3 protein-coding genes are annotated in these 13,027 nt (G+C 70.6%); 2 read left to right on the forward strand and 1 reads right to left on the reverse strand.

Annotated features, from left to right (window positions below; genetic code table 11):
* Together AC3WOE_RS26875 and AC3WOE_RS26880 are read left to right on the forward strand one after the other, a co-directional pair.
* Window positions 1-10,956: a two-partner secretion domain-containing protein gene (locus AC3WOE_RS26875; RefSeq protein WP_492694915.1), complete on the forward strand. Its 10,956-nt coding sequence runs from the start codon at window positions 1-3 to the stop codon at window positions 10,954-10,956.
* Entirely contained in the window at window positions 10,953-12,344 is a 1,392-nt protein-coding gene (locus AC3WOE_RS26880; protein ID WP_492694917.1) for a caspase family protein, read from the forward strand. Before AC3WOE_RS26875 ends, AC3WOE_RS26880 begins: the two co-directional genes overlap by 4 nt.
* Window positions 12,345-12,372: 28 nt before the next feature.
* Here the strand turns inward: AC3WOE_RS26880 and AC3WOE_RS26885 are convergent, their stop codons facing one another.
* Window positions 12,373-13,005: a hypothetical protein gene (locus tag AC3WOE_RS26885; protein WP_492694919.1), complete on the reverse strand. Its 633-nt coding sequence runs from the start codon at window positions 13,003-13,005 to the stop codon at window positions 12,373-12,375.
* Window positions 13,006-13,027 lie beyond the last annotated feature (22 nt).

The following is a 13,027-nucleotide window of genomic DNA, read 5'->3' on the forward strand; positions in this document are numbered from 1 at the left end:
ATGCGCGCCTTCTCGCTGTCCCGCATGCGGCCCCTGGGCCTGGCCCTGAGCCTGGCGCTCGCCTACCCCGTCGCCCAGGGGCTGCCGCAAGGCGCGCAGGTCGTGAATGGCCAGGTCAGCGTCAACCCGGGCCTGATCCAGCAGAGCAGCGACAAGGCCATCATCAACTGGCAGAGCTTCTCGATCGGCGCCAACGAGACGTTGCGCATCCAGCAGCCCGGCGTCAATTCGATGCTGCTGAACCGCGTCGTCGGTGGCGACCCTTCGCTGATCCTCGGGCAGATGCAGGCCAACGGCCGGGTCTTCCTCGTCAACCCGCGCGGCATCGTCTTCGGCCGCGGCTCGCAGGTGAATGCGGGCAGCCTGGTGGCCTCCACGCTGGACCTGTCCGACACCTCCTTCCTCGCGGGCAACTACCGCTTCTCCGCCGGACCCGGCGCGGGCGCGCTGCAGGCCGACGGCAGCATCAACGCGCCTGGCGGCACCGTGGTGCTGGTGGCGCCCCAGCTCAACGCCAGCGGCAGCATCGCGGCAAGACGGGTCGGTCTGGCTGCGGCCTCCACCGTGCAGGTGGACGTCGAAGGTGATGGCCTCGTCCTCTTCAACCTGCGCAACGACGACAACCGTGATGTCTCGCTGAAGCTCAGCGGCCGCGTGCAGGCCGACGGCAGCGTCGAGGCCCGTGCCCAGGCCCGCGCCGGTGCGGCCGGTCAGGTGCTGAACATGGATGGCATCGTGCAGGCCCGGGGCTTCAGCCAGCAGGGTGGGCGCGTCGTCATCGACGGCGGCACGGCCGGCATCACCAGCGTCAACGGCAGCGTGGACGCCAGCGGTGAGACCGGTGGCAGCATCACCGTGCTGGGTCAGAAGCTGGCGCTGCTGGATGGCGCGCGGTTGGACGCCTCGGGGCGTCTGGGCGGCGGCAGCCTGCAGGTGGGCGGCGGCCTGCACGGCCTGGGCACCGTGCACAACGCCGAGCAGACCTGGATAGGCGCCGGCGCCGTGTTGCGCGCCGACGCCACGGACCAGGGGGATGGCGGCCGCGTCTCCGTCTGGGCCGACGGGCGCACGGACATGTTCGGCAGCATCTATGCGCGCGGCGGGCGGCTGGGCGGCGATGGCGGCACGGTCGAGACCTCGGGCCGCCAGCGGCTCAACCTGCTCGGCAAGGTCGACGCCAGCGCACCGCAGGGCCGGCCGGGCCAGTGGCTGCTCGACCCCAATGACGTGGTGATCAGCGCCGGCAACAGCGCGAACGTGAACGCGGCGCCCAATTTCAGCACCACCAACGACAGCGCCGTGGTCAATGTGGGGGCGTTGCAGAACGCGCTGACCGGCAACACGGTGGTGACCATCCAGACCACCTCGTCCGGTTCCAACAATGGCGCCGGCAACATCGACGTCCAGACTGCCATCGTGCCTACCGGCTCAGCCACGCTGCAGCTGATTGCGCAGGGCAATATCAGCTTCACCGGCGGCAGCATAGCCGCCGGTCCCGGCGCTCTCGACGTCGTGCTGAACGCCGCCGGCAGCGTCAGCACCGGCAGCATCAACACCGGCGGCGGCAGCCTCAGTGTGACGGGCAATGGCGCCATCAGCCTGGGCGCGCTCACCAGCAGTGCGCTGACCATCAACGGCGGCAGTGGTGCCGTGACCCTGCCCAGCGGCAACGTGGCGGGCGCGCTCAGCGTCGCGACCGGCGGCGCCATCGCTCAGGGCGGGGCCCTCACGGTGGGCGGCAACGCCACGCTGACGACCGGCAGCGCCGCGATCACGCTGGGCACGCTGAACAGCCACGGCCTCAGCATCACGACGAGCAATGGCGCCGTCAGCCTGGGCGGCGGTCTCACGTCGGGCAATCTGAGCGTCAGCAGCAGCGGTGCGGCGATCAACCAGACGGGAGCGCTGACCGTTACCGGCAACGCCAGCTTCCACGCCGGTGTCGGTGGTGGCGCCATCACGCTGAGCCAGAACAACGATTTCCAGGACACCGTCACGCTGACCGGCGGCGCGACGCGCATCAACAGCACCACCTTGAAGCTGGGAGCCGTCGACGTCACCGGCCTGTTCGACGCGTCGACGACGGGTGGCGACATCCACCAGCTCGTCAGCCTGTCGGCCACCACGGGCGTGACGCTGGACGCCGGCGGCGGGGACATCGTCCTCGGCAACGCCACGCTGCCGACATTGACCGCCCTCACCAACGGCAGCGGCGCCATCACGCTGGGTGGCAACCTGACGGCGAACGGCTCGGTCACGCTGGCGGCGGGCAGCGGCGGCGTCAGCCTGGGCAGCTTCAGCGGCGGCGGCAACGTCAATATCAGCGCGACGACGGGCGGCATCGTGCTGGGATCCGGCAGCATCAACGGCAGCCTGACGGCCAGCACCGGCGGCGCCGGCGCCATCGGCCAGGCCGGGGCCCTGAACATCGGTGGGCTGGCCACGCTGACGGCGGGCAACAGCGGCGTCACGCTCGGCAGCTTCAACAGCCACGGCCTGAGCATCACGGCCACGGGCGGCGGCGTCACGCTGGGCAACGGCGTCATCACCGGCAACCTCGGCGTCGACAGTGGCGGCACGCCGATCACGCAGGCCGTGGGCGGCCTGACGGTGACCGGCGGCGCCAATTTCAACGCCGGCGCCGGCACGATCACGCTGCTCCAGGCCAACGATCTGGAGGGCACGGTCACCTTGACGGGGCGCGCCACGCAGATCGCCAGCAACCTGACGGCGGCCAGCGTGCTCAAGCTGGGCACGAGCAACATCAATGGCGCGCTGATCGCCAGCACCGGTGGTGGCGCCATCACCCAGACCGGCACGCTGTCGGTCAACGGCAGTGTCACGCTGGATGCCGGCAACGGTGCCATCACGCTGGGCAGCTTCAACAGCGGCAACTTCAGCGCGACGACGAATGGCGGCGCCTTGACCCTGGGCACGGGCACCGTCACCGGCACGCTGACGGCCGCGACCAGCGGTGGTGCGATCGGCCAGGCGGCCGGCGGCCTGACAGTGACCTCCACGTCCAGCTTCAGCGCGGGCGCGGGTGACATCACCCTGGACCAGGCCAACGATCTGCACGGCACGGTCACCCTGAGCGGCCGCAACGTGCAACTGCTCAACACCGGCGCGAACGCGTTGACGCTGAACAGCGTGGCGACGACCGGCAACCTCGCCCTCGGCACCGGTGGCGGGGCCATCACCCTCGGGCGGGGCTCGGTCACGGGCACGCTGTCCGCCGGCAGCAGCGGCGGTGACATCTCGCAGGCCGCCGGCAACCTGTCGGTGAGCGGCCTGAGCACGCTGAATGCGGGCTCCGGCAGCATCGCGCTGGGCAACTTCAGCAGCGGCGGCTTGAGCGCGACGACCTCCGGCGGCACGCTGACCCTGGGCACCGGCACCCTCAACGGCACGTTGACGGCCGCCACGGGGGGCGGGCTCATCAATCAGGTCAACGGCGGCCTCGTCGTGACGGGCAATGCCAGCCTCAATGCCGGCGCGGCGGGCATCACGCTCAACGACACCGACAACGACTGGCAGGGCACCGTCACGCTGACCGGCGGCGCGACCCGGCTCACCAGCACCCTCAGCGCGGCCTCCACGCTGACGCTGGGCACGCTGGCGACCGGCAATCTGACGGTCAGCACGGCCGGCGGCGATCTGAGCTTCGGGGGTGGCAGCGTCGGCGGCGTGCTGGACGTGAGCACGCATGGCGGCGACATCAAGCAGACGGGCGCGCTGTCGGTCGCCGGCGTCGCCAACCTGAACGCCACCACCAGCGCCAACATCGCGCTGGGCAACACCGGCAACATCTGGCATGGCCTGAACCTGGTGGGCAAGTCGCTGAACGTGCAGTCCAGCAGCGATCTGCAGATCCTCACCCTGACCCAGCCGTCCAACAGCGACCTGACGCTGAGCGCCGGTGCCAACCTCATCCTCGGCCCGGCCGCCAGCATCAACACCGGTTCGGCCAATCTGACGCTGGCCAGCCTGGGCGGCAGCTTCAGCATGGGCGGGGTGCTGGCCGGCAAGAACATCTCGCTGCAGGCCCAGACCGGTCTCGTCCTCAGCCAGAACATCACGGCCACGGGCACGCTGACGCTGACGACGGCCGGCGGCAACATCAACCAGACCGGCGGCAGCCTGTTGGTGACGGGCGCGACGACGGTCTCCGCGCCCGGCTCGACCATCAGCCTGAACCAGCCGACCAATCATTTCAACGGCGCCGTCAGCCTGACCGGCGCCGCCACGACCGTGACGGACAGCGGCGCGCTGACGCTGGGCGTGCTGAACACCACGGGCGACGTGACCATCACGTCGCACGGCGCCCTCAACCTCGGCCAGGGCAGCATCAACGGCGCGCTGAACGCGTTCAGCAACAACGCTGCCATCACCCAGACCGCCGCCCTGAGCGTGACCGGCGCCGCGACGCTGAACGCCGGCAGCGCCGACGTCACGCTGGACCTGATCAACAACAGCCTGCTGGGCCCCATCACCGTCACCAGCGGTGCCGTCTCGCTCGCCAGTGCCGGCAATCTCAATCTCTTCGCGCTGACCCAGGCGGCCAACATGGGCCTGCAGCTCGTCGCGGGTGCCAACCTCATCCTGCCGGTCGGGACGGGCGACATCGACACCGGCACGGCAGCGCTGACGCTGTCCAGCGGCAACGTGTTCAGCACCTTCGGCACGCTCAAGGGGGGCGACGTCAAGCTCAAGGGGACCACGGCCACGCTGGGCCATGACATCGCGGCCAGCGGCAACCTCAGCGTCGATGCCGTCGGCACGATCAACCAGGTGGCCGGCGGCCTCAGCGTGGCGGGGACGAGCAGCTTCAATTCGTCCGGCGGCCAGGCCATCACGCTGAGCTCGACGGCCAACCAGTTCAACGGCGCCGTCTCCCTGACGGGCGGCGACACGGTGATCCGCAACCAGGGCGCGCTGCAGCTGGGCACCGGCAGCATCGTCGGCCTGCTGAATGCCGGCAGCACCGGCCCCATCACGCAAACCGGCGGGCCGTTGAGCGTGACGAATGCGGCGAGCTTCAACGCCGGCGGCGCCAGCATTGCGCTGGACCAGGTGAACAACAGCTGGGGTGGCGCCGTCTCGCTGACGGGCAGCAGCCTGGTGCTGAAGGGGTCGGGCCCGATCACGCTCGGCAATGTCAGCGGCAGCTCGTTGACGCTGAAGAGCACGGGCGTCATCAGCCAGGCCGCGGGGGCGACGCTGGGCGTGGCCAGCGGTCTGGACGTGGATGCCGGCAACGCCGCCATCACCCTGGCCAACAACGGCAATGGGCTGGGCGGCACGGTCACCCTCAAGGGCGGCGACACGCAGCTGAAGACCTCGGGGTCGCTGACGCTGGGTGCCGTGGACACCGGCAATCTGACGGTCATCAGCGCGGGCGTCATCAACCTGGGCCATGGCAGCATCGCCGGAGACCTGAATGCCAGCAGCGGCAACGCCGCCATCGGCCAGGCCAATGGCGGCCTGGTCGTGGCCGGCAACGCCAGCATCCATGCCGGCACGGCCGACATCACGCTGGACGACGGGGGCAACAGCTGGACGGGCGCCGTCGGACTGACGGGTCGCGACGTGCACCTCTCCGGCAACAGCGCGATCGCCCTGGGCAGCGTCGGCATCCGCTCGCTGGTGCTGAAGTCCGGTGGCGCCGTCACGCAGAGTTCGGCGCTGAGCCTGACCGGCGCCCTCGATGTCGATGCGGGCAATGCGGCCATCACGCTGACCGACAGCAACAATCATCTGAGCGGCCTGGTCACGCTGAAGGGCGGCGCCACCCAGCTCAACACCGCGGTGGACCTGATGCTGGGGCAGCTGACGACCGGCAACCTGACCGTGACCGGTTCCGGCCTGGTGAACCTGGGCCAGGGCCATGTGAGCGGCAATCTCGTCGCCAACAGCGGCAATGCCGCCATCACCCAGACCGCGGCCCTGCATGTGAGCGGCACGGCCAGCTTCAATTCGGGCACCGGCAACATCACGCTGTCGAATTCGGGCAACCAGTTCAATGGCGCGCTGAGCCTGGTCGGCAATGCGGTGACCATCTACAACCAGCCCGACCTGCACTTCGACACGCTGAGCTTCAACAGCCTGGACGCCACCAGCAACGGCAGCATCCAGCTCGGCCACGGGAGCCTCAGCGGGGCGCTGACGGCACGGGCCCTGGGCGGGTCCATCACGCAGACCAGCGGCGGCCTCACCGTGGCCGGCAACGCCACGCTGCAGGCCAGCACCGTCATCACGATGACGGAGGCCAACCATTTCAACGGCACCGTCAACCTGAGTGGCGGTGCCAGCGCGATCACGAATGCCGCCAGCCTGCGCCTGGGCACGCTGTCCACCGCCGGCCTGACCTTGAATGTGACCGGCTCGCTGGACCTGGGCAGCGGGCATGTCGGCGGCGTGCTGACGGCGACCAGCAGCGCTGCCATCGGCCAGTCCGGCGCGCTGTCGGTGACGGGCGGCACCAGCCTGGATGCCGGCAGTGCCGGCATCACGTTGAACCAGTCGAGCAATGCGTTCACCGGCAGCGTGGACCTGCGCGGCGGCGGCACCGTCATCACGGCGAACGGCGCGCTGAACCTCGGCAACCTCCATGTGGCCGGGCTGACGGCCTCCAGCTCCGGCGCGCTGCGCCTGGGCACGGGTGCCGTGGGTGGCGACCTCAATGCCAGTGGCGCCGGCATCAGCCAGGTGTCGGGCGGCCTGTCGGTGTCCGGCCTGTCCACGCTGAGTGCCGGCGCCGGCAACATCGATCTGCCGGAAGGCAGCAACGCCTTTGCCGGCGCGGTCAGCCTGAGCGGGGGCGGCGTGACGCTGAACGGCAGCGGCGCTCTGCACCTGGGCAGCTTCACGGCCCAGACCCTGCAGGTCAGCGCCGGCGGTGACCTCGACCTGGGCGGCGGCAGCGTCAATGGCGATCTCACGGCCACGACGCGCGGCAGCAAGATCGGTCAATCCGCGCCGCTGACGGTCAAGGGCGTGGCCAACTTCGTGGCCGACGGTGGCACCGCGACCCTGGTGCTGGACCAGTCGGGCAACCAGCTGCTGGGCGGCATCACCATGCGCGGCATCAACGGTGGCAGCTTCAACAGCGCCAACATCAGCAGCGCCCTGGACCTCAGCTTCAGCGGCGACGTGAAGACGCTGACGCTGAACAGCGGCGGCTTGCTGACCCTGGGCGGCGGCCACAGCACCACGCTGACGGCCGGCGCAGCCAAGGGCATCCTGCTGACCGGGCCGCTGGAGGTCAGCGGCCTGATGACCCTGGTCGCCAATGGCGGCACGGCCGTTCCGGTCGACATGGCCAGCAAGGGCGCGGCCAACGACTTCAACCGCGTCGAGCTGCAGACCCAGGCCGGTGGCAGCTTCGGCCGGGTGCAGCTGCGCGACGGCGATGCCAGCCGTCACGATGGCCTCAAGGTCAGTGGCAATGCAACCCAGCTCGAGATCATCTCGGCAGGGTCCCTGGATCTCGGCGGCGGTGGCTACGGCAACCTGTCGGCCGACACCTCCGCGACCGGTGCCGCCATCACGCAAAGCGGCGCGCTGACGGTCGCCGGTCTCACGACCCTCAAGGCCGGCAACGGCACCGTCACGCTGACCCGGTCCGACAACAGCCTGCCCAGCTTCACGGTCGGCAGTGCCGGCATCGCCAGCCTGTCCAGCCAGGGCGACTACAGCCTCAATGCCAGCAGCGTCTCGACGCGGCTGGAACTGGGCGGCGCGGGGGCCATCAGCCTGGTGGGCCCGTTGTCGGGCTCGGGCGAGCTGGTCATGAAGGGCGGCGGCAGCCTGACGATGACGACGGCGCAGACCTACAGTGGCGGCACGCGCATCGAAACCGGTACCGTCGTGCTGCAGGGGCCGGATGCCCAGGCCGGCAGCGGCGCGGTGCAACTGGAGGCCGCGGGCCAGCTGGACCTGCGCGACGGCGCCGTCATGAGCGCCGAGCTGGTGGCCAAGGGCGGCCGCGTGCTGAACAGTTCGGGCCGCGGCGGGCTGTCCGGCCCCGTGACCCTGCAGGCCGACACCCGCTTCGTGCCGGGCGCCGGCGGATTGACGATCAGCGGCGCCATCAGCGACGCGGATGCGGGCTTCGGCCTCTCGCTGGCGGGCGGCGGCACGCTGACCCTGTCGGGCAGCAACCGCTACAGCGGCGTCACCGACATCAGCGCCGGCACGCTGCGTGCGACCGGCGCCGGCGCCCTGCCATCCACCAGCACCGTGCAACTGGCGGCGGGTGCCGTGCTGAGCCTGGGCCTGGACCAGAACGCCGGCTCGCTCAGCGGTGCCGGCCACGTCGACCTGGGCAGCTTCACGCTGGGCACGGGCCTGGACGGCAAGGACACCGACTTCAGCGGCAGCCTCGACGGCAGCGGTGGGCTGACCAAGCTGGGCAGCGGCCGCCTCACGCTCAGCGGCAGCGCCACGTACACCGGCGCGACGCGGGTGGCGGGCGGCGAACTTGCCCTCGCCAGCGCCGGCGCGCTGAACGACATCAGCGCCGTGACCGTGGACAGCGGCGCGACCTTGACGCTGAGGCAGAGCATCCGCCTCGGTTCGCTGGCGGGCACCGGCACGGTGGACGTGCAGGCCCCGCTGCTCAGCGTCGGCAGCAATGGCAGCAGCACGCGCTGGGACGGCAACATCACCGGCAGCGGCGGCCTGGCCAAGCTGGGCGCGGGTGTCTTCACGCTGGCGGGCCACAACACGCTGGCCGGCGACCTCCAGGTCGGCGCCGGCACGCTGCAATTGCAAGGCGGCGGCGTGCGCCCGTTGGCGGCCGGCGCGGCGACGGGGCCGGTCGTGCCGACGTCGGCCGGCGTCGACGTGGCCGGCGGCGCGACGCTGGAGCTGCTGACCGACATCGACCTCGGTGCGCTGACCGGTGCCGGCCAGGTGCAGCTCAACGCCAACACCCTGACCGTCGGTGCCAGTGGCCGCAGCGGCCGCTTCGACGGCGTCATGGCCGGCGGCGGCAGCCTCACCAAGACCGGCGGCGGCACGTTGACGCTCGGAGGCGCCAACGTCTACACCGGCAGCACCCGCGTCGACGGCGGCCTGCTGGTGCTGGACGGGGCCCAAGCCCTGGCCGGCGCCACTGCCCTCGTCATCGAGGCGCCCGGCCAGGTCCAGGCGAATGCACGGCAGGCCGTCGCCTCGCTGAACGGCAACGGCGCCCTGGTGCTGAACGGGGCCAGCCTGGCCGCCGGCGCAGACGGCAGCGACAGCCGCTTCGACGGCACGGTCAGCGGCAGCGGCGGCCTCGTCAAGCAGGGTGCCGGCACGCTGACGCTGACGGTCGCGCACACCAACAGCGGGCCCACCGTCATCGAGGCCGGTACCGTTCAGTTGAGCGGCAATGGCGCCCTGGGCTCGGGCGAGATCCAGAACCAGGGCGTGCTGCGCCTGTCGCGCAGCGATGCGCTGACGCTGGACCAGGCCATCAGCGGCCACGGCGGCCTCGTCATCACCCAGGGCCAGGTGACGCTGAACAATGGCGCCAGCAGCTACAGCGGCGCCACCCAGGTGCAGGGCGGAACCCTGATCACGACGGCAGCCGAGCGCCTGTCCGACGCCAGCGCCGTGCAGGTCGCTGCCGGCGCCCAGCTGCAGCTCGGCGGCAACGAGACCATCGCCGCGCTGCAGGCCGCCGGCAGCGTCAAGCTGGCCGGCAACCTGACGACGCGCGCCGAGCAGGTCTACACCGGCAGCCTGACCCTCACCAACGCCGCCGGCCAGACGCTGAGCGGCACGCAGATCGACGCAAGTCGCAGCAACAACCAGTTCGGGTCCGCTCCGCTGGGCCTCGCCGGCGGCCAGGCCCTGGTGACGGTCAAGGAGGGCCTGCAGCTGGGCGACGTGACGCTGTCCAACGGCGGGCGCATCGAGGCCGATCGCCTGGCCCTGAACGGCAAGATGCAGCTCACGGGCGGCAGCCTGGCCCTGGTGGCCAAGGCCACACCCGACGATGCCAAGACCGTGCTGCAGGGCACGGCCCAGGTGCCGGTCGTGGGCCAGCCCCTGGCCCTCGCCGAGGCCACCGTGCTGCAGGGCAGCGCCGGTGCCATCACGCTGGCCGAAGGCGCCAGGCTCGACGTGCAAGCCAGCGGCGGCGGCTCGGTGCGGCTGGCCCAGGACGCCAACAGCTTCAAGGGCCAGCTGTCCGTGCTCAGCGGTGCGGCCTTCAACACCGCCTGGTCGCCGAATGCCAAGGGGGGGCAGGCGGTGCAGTCCGAAGTGCGTGTGTCCGGCCAGCAGGTCATGGTGGGCGGCAGCGGCATCGAGGCCGACCTGGTCTACATTCGCGCCGACCAGCTCGCCACCGCCGGTGACGCCAAGCTGGTCGCGCGCATGCCCTTCGACGAGATCGTGCTGGGCAAGGCGCTGTCGGCCCCCGGCATGGTGCTGGAGCTGGCGCCCGGCGCCTTCGGCACGCCCGGCAGCTTCGGCTCCGTCAACGGCCAGCCCATCCAGATCCAGGTCGGCAGCACCGAGACCGGCAACCGCAGCACCGGCCCGAATGCCGGCTATGTGTCGGTGCTGCCCAAGGCCGGCGCGCAGGGCTCGACGGCCGTGGTGCTGGTCGGCCCCAAGGTCGGCAGCCAGCCGGCCAGCGGCGGGCCCACCTATCGCTTCTTCCACGATGGGGCCAGTCAGGCAACGGAGATCCCGGTGGTCTATAACGGAGTCCTGCCGCTGACGCCGGCGGCCTCCGGAGCCCTGTCCTCCATCAACGGCGACGCCGAGGACGCCCGCCGTGCCCGCTTCCAGGAGACCGTGCGCACCGAGAACGTGACCGTGCGCCTGCGTTCCGGCGTCATCGCCGAGGTCGGCCCCGGCCGGCCGTCCACCCAGGGCAGCGAAGGCGCGAAGCCGCCCGAGCTGTGCGATCCCGCGGCCCAGCCGGTGCTGGGTTGCAAGCCTGCGAATCCATGAGCGCCTTGTCCGTCCCCCCTTCCCATCTCGCCCGTCGCCGCTTCCTGTGGGGTTCGCTGCTGGGTGCCGGCCTGACCGTGCGGCCGGTGGCGCGCGCCGCCACCGATTCGCCGCTGCCCAGCACCGAGATCCGTCTGGCCCTGCTGCTGGGCAACCGCAACTATCCCCAGCCCTTCGACCTGCCGCCCATCCCGAAGAACCTGCGCGACCTGGAGGCGGTGCTGGAGAGGCGCGGCTTCAAGGTCACGTCGGCGCTGGACCTGGACCTGCCCGCCGCGCGCCGCGCGCTGGAAGCCTTCATCGCCGAGGCGGCTGCCAGCCCGGCCGATGCGACGGTGTTCTTCTACTTCAGCGGCCATGGCGTGCAGGTGGATGCGTCCAACCTGCTGCTGCCGGCGGGACTCAATCCTTCGGCCAAGGGCGAGCTGCTGCAGAACAGCAGCATGCAATTGCTCGGCGACGTCGTGCGCCGCCTGCCGCCGCGGCGCGAAGGCATGGTCATCGCCGTCGTCGATGCCTGCCGCACCGGCCTGCGCGCCGGCGAGGTGGTCGGGCTCAACCAGGTCGAGGCGCCGCCGGGCTGCCTCATCACCTTCTCCACCGGCGCCGGCAAGCCGGCCATCGCGCCTGCCGTCGAGACGCAGAACACCTTCTACACGGGGTCCCTGGTCAAGCTGATGAACAGCGTGTCGGACCAGACCACCTTTCCCGAACTGATGCAGCTGGTGCGCAGCGATGTGCGCGAGACCATGCTCAACCATCCGGTCGCCGCCATCCGCCAACTGGCCCAGGACCCCTTCATTGCCGACCACACCCGGGTGCGCCTGACCGTCGAGCCCAAGCGTGCCGGTGCCGCGGCGCCCACGGTGCCCGACATCGACGAGGAGGCCGAGCTGAAGAAGCTGGAGCAACTGGCCTGGCCGGCCGAGGTGCTGCAGGTGGCCGAGGCCTTCCTGAAGGCACGGCCCGAGAGCCCCTTCGCGCCCGGCGTGCAGGTGGCCCGCGACGGCGCGCGCAGCGCCATCAAAGCCTTGCAGCGCAACGACGTGCGCCTGTATCGCTCGGCCTTCGCCTTCAATGCCGACATGTCGGTCGACCAGCGCCAGGACCTGCTGCGTTGTGGTCGCGGCGACAAGGATGCGGCGGCGCGCATGGGCTGGCGCTTCCGCGGCCAGAGTGGCGCCGGGGGCTATGGCGCCTCGTCGGCGCAGTCGCGCTACGAGGGCTGGATGCAGTTCGCCGTCGCGCTGGGCAACGGCATCGCCAGCTACGAGCTGGCCGTGCATTTCCGCAGCACCGGCCAGCCCCTGCTGGCCTCGCAGTACGAGGCGCGCGCCCGCGACCTGGGCTACACGCCGCCACCGGACCTGGACAACGTCAGGAAGTAGCCGGCGGCCGCCGCCGCCGGCATCGGGCTCACAGCAGGCACTCGTTGCGCAGGCGGCCGATGGTGTCTTCCTGGTTCTTCGCGATATCGGTCAGCGACGTCTTCATGGCGAGCTTGACCTGCTTTTCCCACTCGGCATGCTCGGCCTCCAGCGCCTTCCAGCGGTTGGCGTTGGAGATGTTGAGCGAGCCCACGTCGATGGTCTTCATGTAGGCCATGATCTTCTCGGCGTCGCCCGCCACCTTCATGGCGCTTGCCATGAACTGCTGGTTCTCCGTGGAGAACTCCTTGGTGGCCTGCTTCTGCAGCATCTTGAGGCCGCCCGGGAGGCCGCCGATGGTGCCGCGGGTGATCTTGCCCAGCATGTCGTTGTGGCTGCGGCGGTGGTCGGCGATGGCCTTGACCATGTCGTCGCGCAGCTTCTGCAGCTTCTTGTCCTCGGCCTTGAGCTTCTTCAGCGCGGCTTCGGCAGCCTTCAGCGCCAGGTCCATCTTCTTGGCGAGTGAGGCATTCAGCACCTCGGCGAGCAGGGCCTTGTCGGCCAGGGCCAGCGCGCGCAAAGCCTCGGAAATGCCCGTCTTGGTGGTGGAGACCTTTTCCTTGAGGCTGCGCAGCGGCAGGCCCTTGGCCTTCCAGTTGGCTTCGGTGAGCAATGCGTCCATGTCGGCAATCCTTCAGTTGGCG

It is taken from the genome of Roseateles sp. FW305-36, assembly GCF_058787015.1.